General features: G+C 40.2%; 20 protein-coding genes and 1 rRNA gene (1 of these 21 running past the window's edge). 11 read left to right on the top strand and 10 right to left on the bottom strand.

The features are described 5' to 3' along the window. Window positions 1-181: ribosomal RNA gene (locus MKZ25_RS01080) — 16S ribosomal RNA — on the bottom strand (it extends 1,375 nt beyond the left edge of the window). 336 nt (window positions 182-517) lie between these two features. On the opposite strand from MKZ25_RS01080, the gene MKZ25_RS01075 reads away from it, so the two are divergent. Further along, complete coding sequence (locus MKZ25_RS01075; protein WP_340799762.1) at window positions 518-2,005, top strand: carboxypeptidase M32; 1,488 nt, start codon at window positions 518-520, stop codon at window positions 2,003-2,005. 424 nt (window positions 2,006-2,429) lie between these two features. Here the strand turns inward: MKZ25_RS01075 and MKZ25_RS01070 are convergent, their stop codons facing one another. From MKZ25_RS01070 to MKZ25_RS01060, 3 genes are all read right to left on the bottom strand, one after another. Then, complete coding sequence (locus tag MKZ25_RS01070) at window positions 2,430-4,040, bottom strand: L-lactate permease (protein ID WP_340799761.1); 1,611 nt, start codon at window positions 4,038-4,040, stop codon at window positions 2,430-2,432. 36 nt (window positions 4,041-4,076) lie between these two features. Further along, a complete protein-coding gene (gene ggt / locus MKZ25_RS01065) occupies window positions 4,077-5,714 on the bottom strand; it encodes a gamma-glutamyltransferase (RefSeq protein ID WP_340799760.1) in 1,638 nt (545 codons plus the stop codon). A 128-nt stretch (window positions 5,715-5,842) separates the two neighbouring features. Beyond that, entirely contained in the window at window positions 5,843-6,457 is a 615-nt protein-coding gene (locus MKZ25_RS01060) for an NUDIX hydrolase (protein ID WP_340799759.1), read from the bottom strand. A gap of 139 nt (window positions 6,458-6,596) precedes the next feature. Here MKZ25_RS01060 and MKZ25_RS01055 point away from each other — a divergent pair, with 139 nt between their 5' ends. From MKZ25_RS01055 to MKZ25_RS01040, 4 genes are all read left to right on the top strand, one after another. Then, window positions 6,597-7,574 carry an ABC transporter substrate-binding protein gene (locus MKZ25_RS01055; protein WP_340799758.1) on the top strand — a complete coding sequence of 326 codons (978 nt, stop codon included), beginning with the start codon at window positions 6,597-6,599 and terminating at the stop codon, window positions 7,572-7,574. Further along, a complete protein-coding gene (locus MKZ25_RS01050) occupies window positions 7,575-8,321 on the top strand; it encodes an ABC transporter ATP-binding protein (protein WP_340799757.1) in 747 nt (248 codons plus the stop codon). Beyond that, entirely contained in the window at window positions 8,311-9,105 is a 795-nt protein-coding gene (locus tag MKZ25_RS01045; protein ID WP_340799756.1) for an ABC transporter permease, read from the top strand. The genes MKZ25_RS01050 and MKZ25_RS01045 overlap by 11 nt, the downstream gene beginning before the upstream one ends. Before the next feature lie 250 nt (window positions 9,106-9,355). Continuing rightward, entirely contained in the window at window positions 9,356-9,940 is a 585-nt protein-coding gene (locus MKZ25_RS01040) for a helix-turn-helix domain-containing protein (protein ID WP_340799755.1), read from the top strand. A 62-nt stretch (window positions 9,941-10,002) separates the two neighbouring features. On the opposite strand, the gene dacB is transcribed toward MKZ25_RS01040, so the two are convergent. Next, window positions 10,003-11,397 carry a D-alanyl-D-alanine carboxypeptidase/D-alanyl-D-alanine endopeptidase gene (gene dacB, locus MKZ25_RS01035; protein ID WP_340799754.1) on the bottom strand — a complete coding sequence of 465 codons (1,395 nt, stop codon included), beginning with the start codon at window positions 11,395-11,397 and terminating at the stop codon, window positions 10,003-10,005. Between the two features lie 321 nt (window positions 11,398-11,718). After that, a complete protein-coding gene (locus tag MKZ25_RS01030; RefSeq protein WP_340799753.1) occupies window positions 11,719-12,456 on the bottom strand; it encodes an SDR family NAD(P)-dependent oxidoreductase in 738 nt (245 codons plus the stop codon). 199 nt (window positions 12,457-12,655) lie between these two features. On the opposite strand from MKZ25_RS01030, the gene MKZ25_RS01025 reads away from it, so the two are divergent. Further along, a complete protein-coding gene (locus MKZ25_RS01025; RefSeq protein ID WP_340799752.1) occupies window positions 12,656-13,267 on the top strand; it encodes a TetR/AcrR family transcriptional regulator in 612 nt (203 codons plus the stop codon). A 103-nt stretch (window positions 13,268-13,370) separates the two neighbouring features. On the opposite strand, the gene MKZ25_RS01020 is transcribed toward MKZ25_RS01025, so the two are convergent. From MKZ25_RS01020 to MKZ25_RS01005, 4 genes are all read right to left on the bottom strand, one after another. After that, window positions 13,371-14,318 carry a sensor domain-containing diguanylate cyclase gene (locus tag MKZ25_RS01020; RefSeq protein WP_340799750.1) on the bottom strand — a complete coding sequence of 316 codons (948 nt, stop codon included), beginning with the start codon at window positions 14,316-14,318 and terminating at the stop codon, window positions 13,371-13,373. A gap of 211 nt (window positions 14,319-14,529) precedes the next feature. Beyond that, window positions 14,530-15,945 (bottom strand): purine-cytosine permease family protein, encoded by a 1,416-nt coding sequence (locus MKZ25_RS01015; protein WP_340799749.1) that lies wholly within the window; start codon window positions 15,943-15,945, stop codon window positions 14,530-14,532. A gap of 353 nt (window positions 15,946-16,298) precedes the next feature. Then, window positions 16,299-16,820: a hypothetical protein gene (locus tag MKZ25_RS01010; RefSeq protein ID WP_340799748.1), complete on the bottom strand. Its 522-nt coding sequence runs from the start codon at window positions 16,818-16,820 to the stop codon at window positions 16,299-16,301. Window positions 16,821-17,091: 271 nt separating this feature from the next. Further along, window positions 17,092-17,715: a LysE/ArgO family amino acid transporter gene (locus MKZ25_RS01005; RefSeq protein ID WP_340799747.1), complete on the bottom strand. Its 624-nt coding sequence runs from the start codon at window positions 17,713-17,715 to the stop codon at window positions 17,092-17,094. Between the two features lie 279 nt (window positions 17,716-17,994). Between MKZ25_RS01005 and crcB (MKZ25_RS01000) the strand changes: the two genes are divergently transcribed. From crcB (MKZ25_RS01000) to MKZ25_RS00980, 5 genes are all read left to right on the top strand, one after another. Continuing rightward, entirely contained in the window at window positions 17,995-18,381 is a 387-nt protein-coding gene (crcB, locus tag MKZ25_RS01000; protein WP_340802948.1) for a fluoride efflux transporter CrcB, read from the top strand. Continuing rightward, window positions 18,378-18,740 carry a fluoride efflux transporter CrcB gene (gene crcB, locus MKZ25_RS00995; RefSeq protein WP_340799746.1) on the top strand — a complete coding sequence of 121 codons (363 nt, stop codon included), beginning with the start codon at window positions 18,378-18,380 and terminating at the stop codon, window positions 18,738-18,740. The genes crcB (MKZ25_RS01000) and crcB (MKZ25_RS00995) overlap by 4 nt, the downstream gene beginning before the upstream one ends. Window positions 18,741-18,849: 109 nt before the next feature. Next, entirely contained in the window at window positions 18,850-19,302 is a 453-nt protein-coding gene (locus MKZ25_RS00990) for a general stress protein (RefSeq protein WP_340799745.1), read from the top strand. A 153-nt stretch (window positions 19,303-19,455) separates the two neighbouring features. After that, entirely contained in the window at window positions 19,456-19,905 is a 450-nt protein-coding gene (locus MKZ25_RS00985; protein ID WP_340799744.1) for a general stress protein, read from the top strand. A 359-nt stretch (window positions 19,906-20,264) separates the two neighbouring features. Next, entirely contained in the window at window positions 20,265-22,214 is a 1,950-nt protein-coding gene (locus tag MKZ25_RS00980) for a methyl-accepting chemotaxis protein (protein ID WP_340799743.1), read from the top strand. Window positions 22,215-22,340: the final 126 nt, after the last annotated feature.

Below are 22,340 nucleotides of genomic sequence, written 5' to 3'. Positions count from 1 at the left end.
TCGGTATTAGCCCCGGTTTCCCGGAGTTATCCCAATCTATAAGGTAGGTTACCCACGTGTTACTCACCCGTCCGCCGCTAAAATTTTAAAGGTGCAAGCACCAATAAAATTTCCGCTCGACTTGCATGTATTAGGCACGCCGCCAGCGTTCGTCCTGAGCCAGGATCAAACTCTCCATAAAAGTAGTTTGAAAGCTCATTTGCTTTGCTAGCGATTCAACTTCGTTAGAAGTTGAAATCTATTGTTTGCTTCATTTAAGAAGCTTGTTTCATTAACGTTGCTTGTTCAGTTTTCAAGGTTCATTTTCTCGTTTGTTATCAGCTCGTTGCTGACGACTATTAGAATATTACACTCCTTTTAATAAACCGTCAACAGTTTTTGAAAACTTTTTTTCAATATTTATTTCATCATTAATTTCTACTTATTTATATATACTTTTAAATTATTTTATATTTTATACTAAAAAAACAGATTCCAAGTACTATATAATAAATGTGAAAGGAGTGGGTGATCTATTATGCAACAAACTTTTATTAATTATGTGAAGAAAATGCAAAACTATTCGGAGGCGCTTTCCGTTATTTATTGGGATATGCGTACAGGGGCTCCCCGAAAAGGGTTGGAGCAACGTGCGGAAGTGATCGGAACATTGTCTGCAGAATTATTTGCTCTTCAAACAAGTGACGAACTGGGAAAAATGCTGTCCGAGCTTCAAAATGAGAAACTGGACTTTGTGACACAGCGTCTTTATGAGGAAGTTAAGAAAGAATATGACGAATCTAAAAAGATACCGGCTGAGGAATTTAAAGCTTACACGATTTTAAAAGCGAAATCGGAAGCAGCATGGGAAGAGGCAAAGGAGAAATCCGATTTCCAGATTTTCTTGCCGTACCTAAAAGAAGTAATCGATTATCAGAAGCGGTTTGTTCAGTACTGGGGTATTAAAAACGGTTCTGCCTATAATACCTTATTGGATAAATACGAACCGAATATGACGACTGATACGCTTGACGAGTTATTCGGTGAGCTAAAAGCAGTGATTGTTCCTTTAGTAAAAGCAATCGGAGAATCAAAAAATAAACCGGACACTTCCCTGTTATTCAAACACTTCCCGAAAAGCGGACAACATACCGCTTCACTGGAATTATTGAAGCAGCTTGGCTACGACTTTGAAGCAGGCCGTTTAAACGAAACGGTTCATCCGTTCATGATCGGTTTAAACAGTGGAGATATTCGGATTACGACGAAGTATGATGAAAATGATTTCCGTTCCGCTGTTTTTGGCACGATTCACGAATGCGGACACGCTTTATATGAGCAAAATATCGATGCCTCATTAAATGGCCTGCCGTTATCTACAGGTGCTTCGATGGGAATTCATGAATCTCAATCACTATTTTATGAAAATATTATCGGCCGGAACGAAAGCTTCTGGAAACATCATTACGCTATTTTACAAAAGCACTCTCCTGAACAATTTGGGAACGTACCGGCTGAAGCATTTTTAAAGGCGATCAATTTCTCGGAGCCTTCGTTAATACGAATTGAGGCAGACGAGCTTACTTACCCGCTTCATATCATGATTCGCTATGAAATTGAGCGAGAGATTTTCAATGGAGATTTGCAGGCGGAAGATTTGCCGCGCGTTTGGAATGAAAAATACGAAGAATATTTAGGTATAAGTCCGCAAAATAATGCAGAAGGTGTACTGCAGGATATGCACTGGAGTGACGGCAGCTTTGGTTACTTCCCAAGCTATGCGTTGGGCTTCATGTATGCGGCCCAATGGAAGCATGCAATGGATCAGGATATTCCGAACTTTGATGAGCTTTGCGAACGCGGTGAATTAGCACCTATTAAAGATTGGCTGACGAATAAAGTCCATCAATTCGGTGCGTTGAAAAAGCCGAATGAGTTAATACTGGAAGGTACCGGTGAACCACTTTCCGCAAAATATTTGGCCGACTATTTACAGGATAAATATACACAGCTTTATAATTTGTAGTTTTTAAGCAAGCCTTTACTTACAAAGGTTTGCTTTTTTATATAGAAAACCCGCTACATTGAATATGCAGCGGGTGATTACGGACTTATGAAAATATTTTTTGCAGCAGTTGATATCCTAAACCTTTAAATGCGATATCTAAAGCTGCAGCAATCACAATCGCTACAACTACTCCTATATAAAGCACCTTTTTCCCTTTCATAAATGCCTCCTGATTCTTTGGTTGTTATAATCCCCTGTTCTTCTTTATGTACGTCTCAACATTAGGGCAATACAATGATTTTACCATAGGATTTGCATTTTGATCGGCTAAAAATAATATAGGATTTTCTATAGAGTACATATAAAAGCGCCGAACCTTTTACATATTGTAAAACATCCGACGCTTTTTATTGAATTCGAAATTCCCCTCTTGCTCTCTACTTTAATTCATAAGAAGAAACATGAGTACACTTGTCGCTGAAACTAGAACACCTGAGATAATCAGGAAAAGGAATGCCTTTTTATATACTTCGGACTCTTTCCCCTGGCTATCGGTTGTACTTGTTCCTAATATTACATTAGCCGGTGCCACTACATTCCCGACCGATGCCCCCGTTGACTGACCGGCAATCACGAGAGGCAACGACAAATTATCCATTGTGTCTACTACAGATCCATGGAGCGGGGAAAACAGGACATTGGATGACGTGTTCGATGAAGTCATGAATGCCCCGATAATCCCGATAACATTTGCAAGTGCTACATAGACAGTCGGTGTTGAAACTTCCGCTATCCCCAATGCCATCACATTCGTCTGTCCCGTAGATTCCATAATCATTGTCATTGTCAGGAAACCTGCAATTGCCACTGATGCTCCTACTGCATTTCCCTTCATTTTGGAGAAAACATTTTTCGTTGTCTCTTTATTCTGAAGCCCTAAACGTTTATACCAAAAGTGGGCAAATATAAATGAAACGAGCAAATAGAATCCTGGATGGGTAAAAGGCGCTATCGGCGAATAAGTTTCTTCCGCGTCCATCGCAAAACCATACCCGGTTTCTACACCCGGGAATGAAAATCCGAACTCAAGCTGACCGATAAAGCTCTGGACAGGCGGAATACCGAGAAATAAAATGCTTGATGCCGATAAAACGTAGTAAGGCATAAAAGCTTGGTGGAGTGAAATATTGGGCTTGTCTTCAGGTTCCGTATCCGCTTCTTTCATAATATCCGTTTCCTCTTCAATCCCTGTATTTTCTTTATAGCGATTCATTTTGGCGAGCAGGAAAAGCGCTCCTAATGCAAGGATGCTAGGTAAAAATGCACTAAGTTCCGGATTGAACGTCACGAGTGCCAATTGACCCCCGCCTTGAATAAGGGAGATGACAACAACAGCAGGGAAGCCTTCCTTTATTCCTTTCCACTTTGCGACCATCCAGCAAATCATTAATCCGGCAATAATATTAGGAATCCATAGCAGAACTCCCGTGTAAAGCAAAGTAGCCGTTGTATCATCAATCTGTACCGCATTCTTCGTCGCAATCCATCCGATTCCAAGCGTACCGAACATTTTCGCCCATGCATGACCAATGAGCGGAATGACAATCGCCTGGACCGGCTTTACTCCCAGTCCTACTAAAAGAGGTGCGACAACAGCTATCGGCACACCAAACCCGGCTACTCCTTGTAAAAAGGATGAGAACACCCAGCCAAAACCGAGAATGAGGAATAAATAGTTTTTACTATGTTCCTGTATTTCCTCTCTTATCACTTCAAACGCCCCCGCTTCTTCTGTCGAATGATACAACAGCAGTGCAAACCAGACGACAAGCAGAATATAGAAAGCTTCCCAAAGTCCCTTCCCAAATCCGACCGCCAGATTATCGAGAGGCGCTTTGAAAGCAAAGTAACCGATGATCGTTGCGGTTGCCATTCCTATCCAGCCAGACGTACCCCCTGACCATTTAAGAACAAGCATCATTATTAAAAGCAGAACCAACGGCAAAACTGTCAAAGACCAATGTAATAGATCAACCGGAAGATTATTTTCCATATGCGAATTCCTCCATTAAAGCTATGTCTTGGATAATCACCATGCTAAAGCAATCCCATCACCGCGCGGATCCGCCCCGGCACTGTAAACGCCCCTATCCCTGTCGATTACAATTCCTTGGGCATGTCCCATTTTTTGAGAAAAGTTTTCCACTACTTCGACCTCATGTCCGCGCTGTTTTAACTCATTAACAATGGACACCGGTACTCTTGCTTCCACCTTTAAAGTCGAGCTTTCTTCTCCCCATGTTCGTCCATACAGCCAGCGGGGCGCTTCAATCGCCTGCTGAATATTATATCCAAGGTCGATTACTCTCGTTAACATGGCACATTGAGTTTGGGGTTGCCCTTCTCCGCCCATTGACCCGAATAACATATAGGGTTTGCCGTCTTTTAAAGCCATACCGGGAATAATTGTATGGAACGTAAGCTTATTCGGCTCAAGGGTGTTCGGGTGTTCTGCATCGAGACTAAAGGATGCCCCTCTATTTTGAAGCAGGAATCCGCAGCCTTCCGGAATAAACGCTGAGCCAAACTCATGGAAAATACTTTGGATAAGTGAAATACAGTTCCCTTCTCCATCGGTGACACATAGATAAGCTGTATCTCTACTTTCTTTAATGGATGGTAGTTTATTTAATTCATCTTCCATATAGGCTTTGTCCCAGGAGAAATGCTCATTTACATTCGATGAAAAATCTTTGGAGAGTAGTTCGTCATAAGGGATCTGAATAAATCGGGGATCGGAAACCCATTCATCTCGATACCGGAATTTCAGCTTGCTTGTTTCTGCCAGCAGATGATAGTAATCCGTTGTACCGTCCTGCAGTGCCTTTATATCGTATTTTTCAATCATATTCAGCATCATTAATACAGCAATCCCTTGTGTATTCGGTTTTACTTGTAAAATTTCGTAATCCCTGTAGTTTGTTGAAAGGGGTTCATCCCATTCAGAAGTATGATTCTTGAAATCGTCCATTGTGAGGAAAGCATTATGCTTATCCAAAGCCTTTATGATTTTCTCAGTGATTTCCCCTTGATAGAACGCATTTCTTCCGCCATTGGCTATCTGCCTGAAAGACCATGCCAAATCCGGTTGTATGAGAATTTTCCCCGCCTGCAACGGCTGACCGTTAATTAAAAATATTTTTTCGGTAGTCGGAAACTCCCTGATGACATCGGTCCTTTCCTGAATAAAACCACTTAATTTATTTGAAACCGAAAATCCATTTTCGGCATAATGAATCGCATCTTCAAACAGTTGTGACCACTCCAGTTTTCCATACTGTTGGTGTAGACTCCACCATGCATCAACCGTGCCGGGAACTGTATTGGCCGCTAGTGGTCCGCGCTCAGGAATTTCGTTGTACCCTTTTTGTTTGTATGCTTCCCTCGTCGCCATGCTTCCTGATTTTCCACTACCGTGTAACGCTCTTACTTTACTTTCATTTTCATCCCACACAAGGGCAAATAAATCGCCACCAAGTCCCGCCATATGGGGTATTACAACAGCAAGTACGGAATTGACGGCAATCGCTGCTTCAACTGCATGCCCACCCTGTTCAAGAATCCGTTTACCCGCTTGTGTGGCTAAGTAATGAGGTGACGTAACCGCCCCGTTTTTCCCTTCCATCACCGGTCTGCCTGTGTCCACAAATGAATTATTTTTAGTCAAAATATACCTCCTTTATATTACTTACTCTCTATTTCCCTTCCCCGCATAACTATTAATAAACTAAGGAAAATAGTAGAAATACCCCCAAAAAAGGCGTCTCCCCGGTAATAGGAAGACGCCTGAATTTTTTATTTTAATTTTTCTATGAAATGCTTTAATAATCGTGCGGTTAAACCCCAAATTGTATAGTTACCGTATTCGTAAAACCATTCTTCCATCCGGCTTGCGCGCCATTCGTAATTTTCGCCATTCGCAATTTTATCGTACGGGAAATCAATCGGGGGCTTCGGTTCAACCGGAACATAATGTACATATGGTTCATGTGTCAGCAACCAGTTTAACGGGACCGTGAACAGTTCTTCGACTTCATCCTTATTAAATGTGTTCAGCTCCGACTGCTCGATGATCCCGATAAACGGATAGACAACAAAAGCCGGTGATATAACAAATGGACTGAGATGCCCTACTAGTTCAATCGACTGTTGATCGATTCCGAGCTCTTCATGTGTTTCCCGAAGCGCTGCAGCGAGCGGCGACTCATCTGTCTCATCAATCTTTCCGCCTGGAAAGCTAATATCGCCAGGTTGTTTGCGCATCGTGAACGCACGCACCTCAAACAAAATATGCCACTCGCCCTGTTTTTTCACGAGCGGGATGAGCACGGCCGACCGAAAAGCAGTGTCTTCCCCTAAAAACAGAGGCTGCGGTTTTGCAAGCTGTCCTTTCAGATGATTTAAATCCATATCCTTCTCCACCTTACTAAATAATTATCTTTATCGTACCATGACCGCCTTGCCTGGTGAAACGGAAATGTCGAAGTAACACCTCTCACCCCTTTACTGCATACGATACAACAACACTATTAGAGAAAAGGATGACCAAATGAAATGGCTTAGAACTGCCCTCTTCGTTGGGCTTTTATTGTTGTTGGTCGGCTGTGGACAGAAGGATTTACAGGAAGTAAAAGTAGGCGAAGTTACCCGTTCTATATTCTATGCTCCTCTTTATGCAGCGATTGAAGAAGGTTTTTTTGAAGAAGAAGGATTATCGATTGAACTGTCAACGATCCCCGGCGGAGACAAAACGATGACCGCGCTTTTATCGGACGGCATTGATATTGCCTTGATCGGGGCTGAAACGTCGGTTTATGTATCAGGGCAGAATCCGAATGATAAAGTCATCAACTTTGCTCAGCTAACGCAAACAGACGGAACATTTTTAGTTGCGCGTGATCAGAATGTCGACTTTAGCTGGGATGGTTTAAAAGGCAGCACATTTTTAGGTCAGCGTGTTGGTGGGATGCCGCAAATGGCCGGTGAATTTGTGCTGAAAAAACAAGGGATTGACCCGCATAATGATTTAAATCTGATTCAAAATATCGATTTTGCCAATATTGCGAATGCCTTTGCTTCAGGTACAGGTGACTATGTTCAACTTTTCGAGCCGACTGCAAGTATTTTTGAACAGCAAGGCATCGGAAAAATCGTTGCTTCATTCGGCGAAGAACTTGGTGCCATTCCATATACGGTATTTATGGCAAAAGAAAGTACATTCTCGGAAAAAGAAATGATGGATAGCTTTACGAAGGCACTTTACAAAGCACAAAAATGGGTGTACGAAGCATCCAGTGCTGACGTTGCAAAAGCGATTGCTCCTTACTTTGAAGATACCGACCAAAAAATTATTGAGCAGGTTGTGACGCGTTACCGCGATCAGGAGTCTTTTGCAAAAGATCCGATTATCGGTGAAGATGAATTCCAAAATCTTCTTGATGTAATGACCGAAGCAGGCGTCCTGGAGTTTGAGCCAGCTTACAAAGATTTAGTAAACCGGTCATTTGCAGATGCGGTTGTGAAGTAAATGACTTATTTGGAAGTGAAAAATGTTACCCATCATTTCTTTAAAGAACAGCAAGTGGCAACAGCTCTTGAAGATGTGAATTTTACAGTTAATTCAGGGGAATTCGTCTCCTTTTTAGGTCCGAGCGGCTGTGGGAAATCCACACTGCTCTCTTTACTGGCAGGCTTATTAAAACCAACTACCGGTTCGATTAATTTTGCTGAACCGGATGTTGAAATCGGCTATATGCTTCAGCAGGATTTTTTGTTTCCATGGAAAACAATCGAAGACAATGTCGCACTCGGTTTGAAACTGTTAAAAAAAGAAGAAGATCGCTCAATTGTTGATGAATTGCTCGAACAATTCGAATTGGCACATACGAAAAAGCTTTACCCGCCCCAGCTTTCAGGAGGGATGCGCCAACGTATTGCACTTGCCCGTACACTTGCCGTGAAACCAACATTACTTTTGCTTGATGAACCATTTTCTGCGCTCGATTTCCGGTCCAAATTATCACTTGAAAACTTTGTATCCGATACGTTGAAACAGTTTTCAACGACGACTATTTTGGTTACGCATGATATAAGTGAAGCCATCGCGATGAGTGATAAAGTATTTATCTTTAGCCCTCGTCCGGGGACTATTGTAAAAAGCTTCATCATCCCGGAGGAAATTCGTGAACTGGCACCATTTGAAGCAAGAAACGCCCCTGCCTTCCAAGTACTATTCCAGGAAATATGGAAGGAGCTTGATTCGGATGAATATTGAACAGCTACAACAGCAATATAATGAAAAGCGGCGACGTGAAAAACGCAAAATTTTCTCTTTCCAAATATTGCTCCTTGTCGGCCTTCTTCTATTTTGGGAGGTTACTACACATTTCCGCATACTGGATCCGCTCATTTTCAGTAGCCCGCGTGCGGTTGGGAGCCTTTTTATCACAAAAATAACGGACGGCACCTTATTCCCGCATATTGCCATTACATTGTTCGAAACCGTTGTCGGCTTTATATTAGGGACTCTTCTCGGAACATTGCTCGCGATTTCGCTATGGTCTTCCAAAACATTTGCCAATGTAATGGATCCCTACCTTGTCGTATTGAATGCAATGCCTAAAGTAGCGATCGGACCGATGATTCTTGTAGTTTTCGGACCGAATATGTTGGCAGTTCTCGTCATGGGTGTACTCATTTCGGTTATAATTTCGACCATTGTTATTTTTTCCGCGTTTCAGCAAGTAAACGAAAACTATATTAAAGTGATGCAGCTTTTCCGGGCATCCAAATATGAAACATTCCGACATGTAATTCTTCCCGCCTCTACCCCGACGATTATTTCTACTTTAAAGGTGAATGTCGGCTTGTCATGGGTTGGGGTTATTGTCGGGGAGTTTTTAGTATCATCAAGCGGTCTCGGCTATCTGATTATTTCCGGATTCCAAGTGTTTAACTTTACGTTAGTATTCCTGGCACTTCTCATCATCATTGTATTGGCAACGATGATGTATAAAGGCGTTGAACTGATTGAACGAAAGGTATTGGAAAAGCAGTGAGTAGTGAGTAGTGAGTTGAAAAAGTCGTCGGGGCAAATTGAAAAACATCCATTTTTCCTCTGGGGAGAAAATTGGATGTTTTTGTTTTGTGTTGTATATAAAGGTTAATATCCTCATCAAAAGAACGGTTTAAGCTTCCCCATTGTCGGAAAACAGAATTTATAATCCCGTTTTCCCCATCCAACTCCACGCTCCGTTTGTTGCGAATCGGCTTCAATCCTTTTATGCTAAAACAGTAGGAGGGAAACGAATGGATAATGAAAAAATTGGCCAATTAATTTATACATTGCGTAAGGGGAAAGGGATGACACAAAAGCAAGTAGCAGATGCACTGTTTTTATCGGACCGCACCATTTCAAAATGGGAAAGAGGAATCGGATGTCCTGATATCACACTTATTCCTCAGCTCGCTGCCCTCTTCGATATTCCAATAGAAAATTTACTGACAGGTGAAATAAATCAAAACGATTTCGTAGGAGGCAATATGAAAAATTCAAGCTATTATGTATGTCCAAGCTGTTCGAATATCGGTTTAGCAACAGGGAATTTTACAGTTTCGTGCTGTGGACGGAAATTGGAGCCATTAGCTGCTGTAAAAGCTACGGACGAACAAAAACTAAATATAGAAGAGATCGATATGCAATGGTGCATTTCTGCAGACCACCCGATGACAAAAGACCATTACGTATCATTTATCGCGCTGGCAACAGGTGATCAGATTCAGTTATACAAACAGTTCCCTGAATGGGCTTTGCAGGCTACAATTCCTCGTAAAAAGCACGGGAAACTGATTTGGTTTGATACACGCGACGGATTATTTTATCAGTATATTTAATTCCTTAATAAACAGTCTCCAACTATTAGACAACAGCTAATAATTGAGACTGTTTTTTATTTTTATACTACCTCAATAATCGCCTTCAACCCTTCATCCAAAAACGGAATTCCCTCTTCCCTTCCTTCAAGCATAATCGAGAAAATATAGTCCCTCCCGCTTTTTCCTGTTACATAGCCGGATAATGTATTCACTTGATGAATATAGCCTGTTTTGGCGAATATTCGCTGTTGCAGTTCCGGCTCTAAAAAGCGGTCTTTTAGTGTTCCGCCAACAAGTCTGTTGGTATTTCCACCAACTGGCAGGGATTCGTAAAAGTTCTGGAAATACGGTTCCTTTTGCAGCACAAAGAGCAGCTCGGATATACCATTCGAGTGCAGACGATTATGATGTGACAGTCCCGAACCATCAGCAAATTGCCACGTTGTAAAATTAATTTGCCGCTTTTCCAAATAAGCGCGCACTACTTTTAGGCCATGCTCGTAATCCCCTACTCCATGCTTTTGTTTCCCCATCGTTTTCAGGAAAATATCGGCGATGCTGTTATTGCTTAGCTTCATAAAAATTGAAAATATCTCTGCAATCGAACGAGACTCGTGCGTGTGTATTAGTTTGGCATGGTCTGGCGTTGCGCCGCTATCGATGGCCTCTTCCGGTTCAAAGCGAATGTCTGCATCTTTGCATAATTCTTTGAAAAACAGCAGCGTGTTTTTCGTAGGATCCTGGTGGGACACCCAAACTTTTGCCGTTTCTTCTTCCGGTATTTCTCCTGTAATTACGATTTGGCTTGTATTATTAATGCGACGGATTTCCAATGTACTTTCGGCATTTCTGTCTACTGTTTTTGCTTCATTAGAAATTTGGAGACCACTTAAATGCGGGATGACTGTAAAACTCGGCTTTTCCCCGATATTTCCGGAAGTTGCCTGGACAATTATTGTGCTCGCATCAAAATCATCATTTGGTGACATCGTAATAGGTGAAATACGGGCCCCGTAATAATGGGTTTCCCCTTCTTCATCAACACCTGGAGGCAACGTATCCCCTGAAAAATATGTATCATCCCCGATTAGCTTACCTTTCACCTGATGGATGCCGTATTTTCGTAAAACTTCCGCAAAAAACTTAAGAGTTGCTTCATTTATTGTCGGATCACCGTAGCCTTTCACATAAACATTTCCGTATAACGTGTAGCCTTCAATATTTCCATCGATATAAATTTCTGTTTTAAATCGGTAGTCCAGTCCAAGCTCCGCAATTGCAGCCGTACCCGTCAGGATTTTCATATTGGACGCCGGGCGCATTAAACAATCCCCTCGGTATGTATAAACAATCTCTCCGAAAGTTCTGTCCCGCAGCGTAAAAGTTGCCTTATCCTCTCCTAAAATTGACTCCACTATTTCGTCCAATTTCGTAATTGCATCACTGTTTAAATTTCTCTCTTGAATCTCTTCCATATTATCCCCCTGAATTGTTAGAATTTACTGTAAATTTATTCTAACAGAAATAGTTATTTGCGGTTAGCAGGAATTTAAATGCATTCGATTTTCTAATATATATGGAATTGTTCTAATATATTTTTATTTGTTCTAATAAAACGCCGATGTTCTAATATATCTTTTCATTGTTCTAATAAGAGTCCGCTTTGTTCGAATATCCGTTTATGATTAGCTAATATCGACAACACTTTTTCTAATATCCCGCGCAACTGTTCTAATAAAAACTACCCACGCATAAAAAACGCACTTCCAAATTGAAAGTGCGCTTAAAATCAGAAATTATTGAGCTGTATATCCACCATCAACCGTTAAGCTGTTGCCTGTCATGAATGAAGAATCGTCACTTGCCATAAATAATACGGCTTTTGCCATTTCTTCTGCTTGTCCAAGACGTTTCATCGGTGTCATCGAAGCTAATGCCTGTTTGCTTTCTATAGGGATAATCGGTGTGTCAATGAATCCCGGGCATAGTGAATTCACGCGAATATTCTGCTCTGCATATTCAAGTGCAAGTGAGCGTGTCAGGTTAATTACGCCACCTTTTGCCGCATTGTATGCTGCCGATCCAGGTGAACCAACCCATCCGTACATTGAAGCGGTGTTGATGATTGAACCTCCACCAGACTTCAGCATTTCACGGATTGCTTCACGCGCTACCAGGAAAACACCATCTAAGTCGACATTGACTGTATTGCGCCACTCCGAATATTCCAATTCATGTGAAGGGAAAACACGGCCGATGCCTGCATTGTTAAATACAATATCTACTTTGCCAAATGCTTCAATTGTCTGTTTAAATATATTTGCTACTTCTTCTTCACTTGTAATATTTGCTTTAACAAATAATGCTTCCGCGTTAAGCGCTTTCAATTCCGCTTCGAAAGCTTTACCTTTTTCTTCATTTAAATCAACTAGTACGACTTTAGCACCTTCAGAGACAAATAATTTTGCTGTTGCTGCACCAATACCTGATGCACCGCCAGTGATGACTGCTACTTTACTTTGTAATTTACCCATCTTTTATTCCTCCAGTATAATGATCTATAGAAATGATGCACATTAAAGTTAAATTTATTCAAACTAAAAGAATATGCAACATTGTTTACTACTCAATTGTAACAATTTCTACAAATACAACAATCAGTAGAATATTGTAAAATGTATAATTAGTAGACACTTATTATCATTCTGTCTTTTTTAACACGGAGGGATTGTCATGGAAAATAACCAAATGGATACATCCAAGCGAAAAAGTCGTACAAAAGACCATTTTAAACTAGCGTTAATCGATCTGATTAAAAAGAAAGGTTATCATGCCATTTCCGTAAAGGATATTGTCGATCACGCTTCCTACAATCGCAGTACATTTTACGTGCATTATCAGGACAAATATCAGCTGGCAGAAGAGTTACTTGAAACAATGCTTGCAGGATTGGAAGAGTCCGTTGGAAAGCCATACATACCCGGACAAAAAGTATATACGACAAAACTGAATGCCCCTTCTTTTAATATTATTTCCTACATATACGAGAACCGTAATTTTTTTGAACTGATTACATACGATGATACATTAACAGGCTTACATACAAAATTTCCTCAATCGATATTAAAAATATACGAAGAGCAGTTCATATTCCAGACCATCAATAATATTCCGGTAAACATGGAATACTTTAAACGATATGCTGCATACGGATTTTACGGACTCATTCAAAATTGGATCAACAGCAATTTTAAAGAATCCAAAGAAGATTTTATTGAAGAAGTCATCGCTCTATCCCAAACCCATATTTATTCATTGGAGTTTGTGGGGAAACAAAAGAAATAACGGGATTCTTGAGCCCAAACAGCATGTGGCTTTACCCAAAATAAAAACTAACCTCATGGCGAGGTTAGTCTACGAATAGATGAGATGTTCATCGAATAGCCTTTCAGCTTCCGATAAACATCTTTTTCATCTTTTTATTTTTATACATTTTCTGATCAGCCTTACTAAACAGTTGTCTCATGATGCCATAGGAAGAAGGTGAATACTCATAGCCGATTGAAATTCGAATAGGCGAAAATGGTAAATCTTTTGAAAATTGTTCCATTCCCAAGTACACTTTTTCTATATATTGTTCGACTTCCAAAACATTTTTGTTTGGGCTCATTACGATGAATTCGTCCCCGCCTATTCTTGCAACAATCATTTCTTCATCGGCCATTTTTTTCAAACAATCAGCTGCGGCAATAATTAAACGGTCACCCATTTGATGTCCATATTGATCATTAACTTCTTTTAAATCATCTAAGTCTGCGATAATGACGGACATAGGGATTGCCAGTTCATTATATTCTTTCTTTTTTAATTGGAAATACTCCCGATTATATAAACCTGTCAATCCGTCATGAGTCGATTTGTATTTCAGCTGCTCCTGTAAAATATGATGACTATGAACGTTTCTGTAAACGCCTTGTACCGCGATTACTCTGCCGTCTTTGTACACAGGTGTCGCATATTCTTCAAACCAGATATACTGTCCTAAGTGGTTTTGAAATCTTACCGTTATCGGCTCATCAAAGTTAAGGGCTCCCATCTGCTTCATTCTTATAATTTGGCAGTCATCCGGGTGAACAATCTCAAAAATTTTATCCGGATTTCTCAAATGATCTTCCAGCATAAGCGGTCCTAAAATATTATTAATATTTGGGCTTAAATAAAGATACTTTAGTTTCGGATAGACTTCGCAGTAATATAAAATATCCCGAATGCCTTCAGTCGTTTTAATCATTGGATCAATTAAATCAATTTTTTGTTGCAACTTCGATTTTACCTTGTACAGATGTATACATAATATGATTAGGCCGATTACTATACCCCCTACAACAATCTCCATAAAAACGACCCGCTTTCAATTTATCTCTACAGTTTCCATAGTATTATTTTACTATAACTCTAAATACAATGTATATATTAAACTCCCCTATAACAAGTATAATTTGGTACTTTTCTGAAGAAGAAATGATAAAGTTTTAACATTTTATTTTCCCCATCTTCCAACAATTAAAAACCGCACTTCCACTAAAACGGAAGTGCGGTTTATATTTTTAAGCGATCCAATCCTCTTTCGGAATATCGTTCGCTTCTTTCTTGCTATAGTAACGCCCTTTTGTCGTCAACCCTAAAATGACAGTCAGAATTGCTGCCATAAGCGCTGCGAAAAAGGCAGCAGTATTTTGCAGGAAAGTGCCCATATATCCGAGCGCTGCAATTGTGCCGATTACAGTTGGGACAATCAAAGCAATGACACCAACCGGATTCCATTTAAACAGGTTTTCCTGTCTGGATTCGTAATAGCGTGGGCCTATTTTCAGCCATTTTTTGAGAACGAGTGCTTCCGTGACGAGAACGGCTGCCCAGCTCATCAGTGCTACACCTTGGAAGGTCATCGCAATCTGAAGATGATCGACAATACCCCCAAGCATTAAGATCATCGCCGCGACACCACCTACTACAACCCAAAAACGACGGCCTGGTGTGAAACCAAACATGTTTTCAAAAAAGTTCGAGAGAGAAAGTGAGCTACTATAAATATTCGTTATATTAATACGGACCTGCGTCAGTACCGTGAATACCACACCACCAAATCCTAACAATGTCACGATATAAACACCGGGATTAGCTTCAGAAAACTTTACGCCGAACCAAATGCCAAGCCCGCCCATTACACCAAAACAGAAGATTTGCGGAATAAAACCGATGGCAATAGAACCGATTTTCAAGTCTTTCGGTTTCAGGAAACGTGCATAATCCGAGGCAATCAAAGCCGTAAGCCCCATGATGCCGTGTTGCATTCCGATACATAACAGCAATGCCGTACCGCCTATTTGAACACCTTCAGGCATATAGGTCCAGAAATTTCCGGGGTTTAGTGATGGGGTATTAATAGCAATAACAATGGCGGTAATGAGGAATAATCCAAAAATCGGCAATGACCATTTTTGAAGTTTGTCCAATTGTTTAATGCCAAACCAGTTTAACGGAATTACTAAGGAACCAAAGATTACAATTAAAAGCCAGATTGGAATAGCCGGGAAAAATGCATGAACTGCAGCGACTAAAATCATACCTTCAAATGCACAATACATAATAAAGTTTGATGCGTAAATTAATGAGGTTAATGAGGCTCCGATATAACCGAATCCTCCGCGGGATAATAAGTTGACGTTCATGCCGGACTTAGCCGATAAATAAACAATGATACTTCCAAGGATACCTGCAACAATGATGGCATAGCCAGCCGATATAATCGCATTGACCGCGCCGAACTGTAGTGCCATAACGCTTCCCATCTGGAAATAGAAGATGGCAGTCGCAATGCCAAATGTAATATTCGTGATACTTAACCAGCCCATTTTGCGCTCTTCACGCGGTACTCGGTCAAACGTATAGTCACTCGTTGCTTCTTCTTGATATAAGTCACGTTCTCTTAAATTCTGATCTGCAGTAATATCAGATCTCATTCAATCAAATCCTTTCTGTACTTATACTTCTTTTGTTTCAATGGAACTTTTATTAGTGGCGGATGGATCTTTATAAGGGAAAGGGCGGTTACGGGTAATCATCTGCAATTGATCCCTTCAATTCAGAAACAAAAAAAGAAATGATTTTTTTACCGCGCAGATAGTTGTGAGCGTAAGTTAAATAGCTCCATTAAATATTTTAACATAATTTAACGCAATTATTTGCCTTCTCGGTCTAAGTCGTTCTTTAGGGCTACAAGAACCCCACTCTTTTCCATACATTAAAAAAGCTCGAAAAACATAAAATTCCCTTGTTTTCCGAGTTGTTTCTTATAGCCAATATGACTAACCGTTTATTCTACATATTCTTTTACACTTACCGCAAAACGGCTGTTTGGCAGATACACTATTTCAAGCGGTTTCCCTTTCCAATTTGCTTCGTAATCTCTCCGGAGAATTTCCAAATTATACACATCGATTGTCAGTTTTTCAAACTCAAGCTTCATCAGTTTTGGCAGACCGTAGTCGGGCGGTTCATATTCCTCGCCTATCGGTAAGGCAACCATCTCTTCAAAGTCTTGATTTTCATAAGCCACTTTGTCTTTATAAAGGAGTGCTGATGTTTCTGCAAAAGAGTAACCGACTCCAATCATGATTATTGCACTAACTGCGCCCATCATTTTTCCAAACCAGTTCTTTATCCCAAATACCAGCCCAATGAACCCGATTCCAAAGCATACACTTACCCCTGCAGCAGCAAGGGCATTCATCATCTCATGAACAATAAAATGCTCTTTATAAAAGAAGGATACTCCCCATATTACAAAGGATGCCAATAGAATAAGCATGGCAATCAGCATAAAAACTGCATTCATACCATCCCCTTTTTGATAACCTGGCCAAAGTGAGCGGCGTTTCTTTTTTTATTTGTTTTCTTCACTTGCTTAAAAACCTTCTTCACTTCCTCCAATTTCTAAAAGTGAAACTATCATCAGGTCAATTTAATTTCTTTATGTTTTCTACGTTTTGAGGAATTGTTGGTTTCTGAGTTTATAGATGCATTTATAGCATTCCGGTAAAGAGTATAATTTCCCTAGCGTAATATTAATCGATATCTTCGGCCTGGTAATGGCTCGGTCGTCTTTCCTATTCACCAATCAATGCATAAAACTGATAGCCCATATACAGCGCCATTATCCAAATGATGACTGCAGATACTTTATTAAGATAATTTAAAAATTTCCCGTTCTCGTCAATTTGTCCAATCTTTCTTCCGACAATGGCAAGCGACAGAAACCAGATCCACGATACGATTATACAAGCCACTGTAAACATCCATTTCTCATAACCTGTATAAGCTAATGAACTTGTTCCGATTACCCCGATTGTATCTAAAATAGCATGCGGGTTAAGTAGCGACACGGATGCAGCAAATGTTATTTGGCGTCGAGCTGAAAATTCTTTTTTTTCCCGTTTCGTATCTATCGTAGGATTATCTTTCCAGATTACCCATCCCATATATGCCAAGAAAAAGAACCCTGCTAAAAAAAGTGCAATTTTCAACCATTCAAAACTGAAGACTATTACCGATACTCCCGCAACCGCCAAATAAATTAAAATCGTATCACAGATGCCTGCTGTTACAATTGCAGGCAATGCTTTCGTAAATTTCCTGTGTGTTGCGCCTTGATTAAAAATAAATACGTTTTGAACACCTAATGGCAAAATTAAGCCAAATGCCAATAGGATTCCATGAATTAAAGGTTGCACATTTATTCCTCCTGTTTCCATTATTTAAGAATAACGGGGAATGAACAATTTGTCTCCTCTTGCTAAAGAGATTCAGGCATAGTCTGTGATACTCATTGACAAAAGTGCAGAGCGTTTTTTTCGAGCATCTTGACTTACCATTAATTGATAAACTAATGTAGTAAATAGAACATGATAGGCGATAACGTTCGCCCATAATCGCCTATAGACGAATGACTCCTGTCAGTTTGATGAACTGGCGGGAGTCTGTTTTATTTAAGGGGGTTGACTAATTTGCAAATGATTTTAATAGGAATCGGCGGTGCTATTGGAGCAGCATTAAGATATAGCGTTTCCTTGCTCTTCTTAACAAACGATACAGCTGTCTTCCCTTTTGCAACGGTTGCAGTAAATTTGGCAGGCTGCTTTCTATTAGGGATGCTCTCTTCCGGTCTTGAACTAAAACTAATAAAAAATCCTTACTATCTTTCAGCATTTAAAACAGGCTTAATCGGCTCGTTTACAACCTTTTCCACAGTTAGTGTCGAGGTTATCCAGCTGCTGCAGCACCACTTTTATTTTTCAGCCATCCTCTATATTTTTATTAGCGCCATCTTCGGATTACTATTTGTTGGGTTTGGCATGAAAATCGGGAAAGGCTTTTCGGAAAGAGAGGAACCTGTATGATCAATTTCTTGTTAGTGGCGGTTGGCGGATTTTTCGGTGCCATTTTGCGCGCTGTCATTTCCAAGCGGCTCAATCATAAAAACCGATTTGTTCACTTCGGCACTTTTACGGTAAATGTGTTCGGCTCATTTGCACTGGGTTTTTTAGTTAATATGCATATTCATGCAAATGTAAATCTCATTTTGAGTATCGGATTTTTAGGTGCTTTCACTACATTTTCTACTTTCAAATTGGAAAGCCTGACACTTGTCCATGCAAAACAGTCGATGCAATTTGTACTCTATTCTTTACTCACATATACGGTCGGCCTGTCATTTGCCTTTGCCGGCTTCGGGTTGGCAAACTTATATTTATCCTGATGTCTCCGGTTCCCCTCCAATCAGCATCTGTTTTGACGTGCAATGTTTATAATCAAATGACGCGGGTAAATTTACATTGTGCAACATTCAGATGAGGAGGATGATAGAAATGGTAAAACATATTGTGGGATATTATGATTCAGAAGCAGAGGCAATCGATGCAATTGAAGATCTAAAACGACAAGGTTACCGTTCTGAAGATATTTCAGTTATCAGTAAAAGCCGATCGGATGTTGATACGATTTCCGATGAAACAGGTGCCAACGTTGCTGAAGGTGCAGCTACAGGCGCGGCTGCGGGCGGTGCATTAGGCGGAATTGGCGGCGTTCTTGCAGGTCTTGGCGCATTGGCGATTCCAGGTATCGGTCCGATTGTAGCAGCAGGTCCGATTGTGGCGGGTATTACAGGCGCGGCGGCTGGTGCAGGTGTCGGCGGCTTGACGGGTGCCCTTATTGGTATGGGGATTCCCGAAGATGAGGCGACACGCTACAACGAACAATTTGAATCCGGTAAAATTTTAATTATGGTAGATGAAACTACTCGCGGGACAACACTATTATAGTAAAACAGCAGAAAGTCTTCCTGATTTATCGGGTTGGCTTTCTTTTTTGTTCAATCATAAATGAAGAGTTCTTCCACCTGTTTCCTCATGTTTACAAATATTCCTCAAGGGTAAATTTCAGTATAAGCAAAGAGATTTGAGAGGATGAGGGAAATGGCAAAACATGTCGTAGGTTATTATGATACAGAAGCAGAAGCAATCAAAGCAGTTGAGGAGTTAAAGCGACAAGGATATAGTGCTCAGGAAATCTCAATTATTAGTAAAAATGTATCGGATGTAGATGCAATCTCCAATGAAACCGGCGCAAATGCAATGGAAGGTGCCATTACAGGGGTTGCTGCAGGCGGCACATTAGGAGGACTTGGCGGTGTTATTGTCGGACTCGGTGCACTTGCCATTCCAGGAATCGGACCTGTTGTTGCGGCCGGTCCAATCGCTGCCGGATTGACAGGATTGGCTACCGGTGTAATGGTCGGCGGAATTGTCGGTGCTTTAGTTGGTATGGGGATTCCTGAAGATGAGGCCGAGCGTTACAACGAACAATTTGAAGCAGGCAAGATTTTAATTATGGTAGCAGAAGATAAGCGCGGTTCCGAATTATAAAAAATAGCCGTGCATCAAAATTGCAGGGTTTGACTTAAATATCGTTATCAGCAATATTGTATCTGCATTGCCAGAGAGCGATGCCATTCCAAATTTAGTTGGAATGGCATTTTTTATTGTGCTCGCTTATGTAAAATAATTTTCCCTAACCCATTTGCGATAAAAGCAGTTGCATTTTAAAACAAAAGCAACTCCCTCTATTAAGCAAGATATTTACTCCCCTTGCAAAATATTTTATAGTTTCTGAATTTTATTAATTAAATATGTATTGCAATATAACATCTTTAGTAATAAAGTATTGCGTTATAGATTTATTTTTTTGAAGCTATTATCCTATACAGCAAAGGAATGTTATAATTTTGAATTTTTTTACGAACTGGTCTATTAAATATCGACTTATTTTTGCATTTGCCATTGTACTTTTATTGCCAACGCTAACCGTATCTTTTTTTTCATATAACAACACTAAAAACCTGATTTATGAAGAACATGAGTCAACTGCTGAACAAAACTTGAATTTATTGAATACAAAGATTACAGAAACAATTCAGCCGAAGCTTCAGCAGCTGTCATATTTTTCATCATATATTTCACAGGATATTCTCGAAAATGATGACAAATTTAATTTACTATTTGATGAATATCTCGGACTTCACCCAGAAATCAATATAGCCTATGTAGGGACAGCTGATGGTCAAATGCTCCGCCGCCCCGCACACCAATACGAAGCAGGCTACGATCCACGGGAACGTCCATGGTATATCCAGGCGGTTGAAGCAAAGGGAGAAGTAATCATTACCGATCCTTATATTGCAACAAGCTCAGGCACTCTTGTCGTAACGATTGCACAACAATTAGCGGACAAATCAGGGGTTATCGGAATTGATTTGGCGATTCAAAAGTTAGCAGAAATTAACGATTCAGTATCGATTGGCGAGAAAGGCTTCACAATGCTTTTGGATAGTAAAAACAATTATATGGCAGCACCTGATATTGAGATCGGTTCAGCAGCCGGAGAGTCGATCAGTACTAATATTAATGGTAACAATGGTGTCATTAAAGACGATCAAACAAAAACTTTTTACGTTAAAAATGAACAAACAGGATGGACAGTACTTGCGAAAACATTTGACAGCGAAGCAGAGGCTGTTGCAAATAAAAACTTGTTTAATGATTTAACGGTTGTTTTTATTGCCTTTATTTTCGGAGCAGTTTTTGTCTATTTGATTATTCGATCGATCAATGGACCGCTTCAGGAATTAACTAAAAAAGCAAACCTTATTAGTGAAGGTGACTTATCCGTAAAAGTAAATATAAATTCCCAAGATGAAGTTGGACATTTAGGCGAAGTATTTAATACAATGCGCGAGAACTTAAGTATTTTAATACAACAAGGGTTGCATAGTGCGGAAGGTGTGAGAGAAGCCGCTTCTTCGTTGAAAGAAAGTACAAATTTAACAATCGAGGCGACAGAGCAATCCGCACACGCAGTACAAGAAGTAGCCGCCAGCACTGACGAGCAGTTAAAAGGTAATGAGCAAAATGCACAATCGATGAAGCAATTAGCTCAACATATTATTGAAATTGCAGATCGTTCACTCGATGTCACTTCTCTATCCACTAATGCAATCAGTACAGTAAACGAAGGAAATACTGTTGTTCAAAACACAGTGAACCAAATGAATTCAATTGATGGCTCTGTAGCACAATCAGATGAAAAAATTCGCGCATTATCAAAACGTATTGATGAAATTGGAAGTATTGTAGATGTTATTAACAGTATAGCAAACCAAACAAATTTATTAGCGCTAAATGCAGCCATTGAAGCTGCTCGTGCGGGTGAGCATGGAAAAGGTTTTGCAGTTGTTGCACAGGAAGTTCGTCTGCTTGCAGAGAGTTCACAGCAATCAACAGAGCAAATCAATGTGTTAATTAAAGGAATTCAGGAAGACACGGCAAATTCCGTTTCATTAATGAATCATGCGAAGATAGATGTTCAGCAAGGAATAAAGCTGACAAGCGAGACAGCCGACAAATTCCAGCAGATTTTAGAAGCACTACAGACTATTGCTCCTAAAGTGAATGATGTTACTGCAACTGCACAGGAAATGGCTGCTTCTGTCGAACAAACTTCTTCTACAGCAACTTCATTAGTGACACACGCCCAAACGACTGCTGCTGCAGCTGAAGAAGTCGCAGCTGCAACAGAGGAAATCCATGCTTCTATGGAAGAAATGGGATCCTCTGCTCAAGCTTTAAACCAAATGGCAGATCAATTACAGCAAGTAATGCATAAGTTTAAAGTATAAATAAGGAAATAGGTCGTCAACAGCAATAACTGACTCATGTAACATTAAACAAGATGAAAACAGGCTGGGACATAAGTAGAATGACCGTTAAATAATAGGAAATCCTTTATTAAGAAACGGATATTT

The organism is Solibacillus sp. FSL W7-1464, from assembly GCF_038004425.1.
Classification (GTDB): Bacteria; Bacillota; Bacilli; order Bacillales_A; family Planococcaceae; genus Solibacillus.
Note: the sequence above shows the minus strand (reverse complement) of the source record. Positions and strands in the feature narration are given on the sequence as shown.

Excerpts from the sequence above, each read along its gene's own strand:
- MKZ25_RS00990 (WP_340799745.1), top strand. The coding sequence starts at position 18,850 with ATGGTAAAACATATTGTGGGATATTATGATTCAGAAGCAGAGGCAATC.
- MKZ25_RS00985 (WP_340799744.1), top strand. The coding sequence starts at position 19,456 with ATGGCAAAACATGTCGTAGGTTATTATGATACAGAAGCAGAAGCAATC.
- MKZ25_RS01020 (WP_340799750.1), bottom strand. The coding sequence starts at position 14,318 with ATGGAGATTGTTGTAGGGGGTATAGTAATCGGCCTAATCATATTATGT.
- MKZ25_RS01030 (WP_340799753.1), bottom strand. The coding sequence starts at position 12,456 with ATGGGTAAATTACAAAGTAAAGTAGCAGTCATCACTGGCGGTGCATCA.
- MKZ25_RS01070 (WP_340799761.1), bottom strand. The coding sequence starts at position 4,040 with ATGGAAAATAATCTTCCGGTTGATCTATTACATTGGTCTTTGACAGTT.
- MKZ25_RS01025 (WP_340799752.1), top strand. The coding sequence starts at position 12,656 with ATGGAAAATAACCAAATGGATACATCCAAGCGAAAAAGTCGTACAAAA.
- dacB (WP_340799754.1), bottom strand. The coding sequence starts at position 11,397 with ATGGAAGAGATTCAAGAGAGAAATTTAAACAGTGATGCAATTACGAAA.
- crcB (WP_340802948.1), top strand. The coding sequence starts at position 17,995 with ATGATTTTAATAGGAATCGGCGGTGCTATTGGAGCAGCATTAAGATAT.
- MKZ25_RS01050 (WP_340799757.1), top strand. The coding sequence starts at position 7,575 with ATGACTTATTTGGAAGTGAAAAATGTTACCCATCATTTCTTTAAAGAA.
- crcB (WP_340799746.1), top strand. The coding sequence starts at position 18,378 with ATGATCAATTTCTTGTTAGTGGCGGTTGGCGGATTTTTCGGTGCCATT.
- MKZ25_RS01055 (WP_340799758.1), top strand. The coding sequence starts at position 6,597 with ATGAAATGGCTTAGAACTGCCCTCTTCGTTGGGCTTTTATTGTTGTTG.
- MKZ25_RS01040 (WP_340799755.1), top strand. The coding sequence starts at position 9,356 with ATGGATAATGAAAAAATTGGCCAATTAATTTATACATTGCGTAAGGGG.
- MKZ25_RS01075 (WP_340799762.1), top strand. The coding sequence starts at position 518 with ATGCAACAAACTTTTATTAATTATGTGAAGAAAATGCAAAACTATTCG.
- MKZ25_RS01015 (WP_340799749.1), bottom strand. The coding sequence starts at position 15,945 with ATGAGATCTGATATTACTGCAGATCAGAATTTAAGAGAACGTGACTTA.
- MKZ25_RS01010 (WP_340799748.1), bottom strand. The coding sequence starts at position 16,820 with ATGAATGCAGTTTTTATGCTGATTGCCATGCTTATTCTATTGGCATCC.
- MKZ25_RS01045 (WP_340799756.1), top strand. The coding sequence starts at position 8,311 with ATGAATATTGAACAGCTACAACAGCAATATAATGAAAAGCGGCGACGT.
- MKZ25_RS01060 (WP_340799759.1), bottom strand. The coding sequence starts at position 6,457 with ATGGATTTAAATCATCTGAAAGGACAGCTTGCAAAACCGCAGCCTCTG.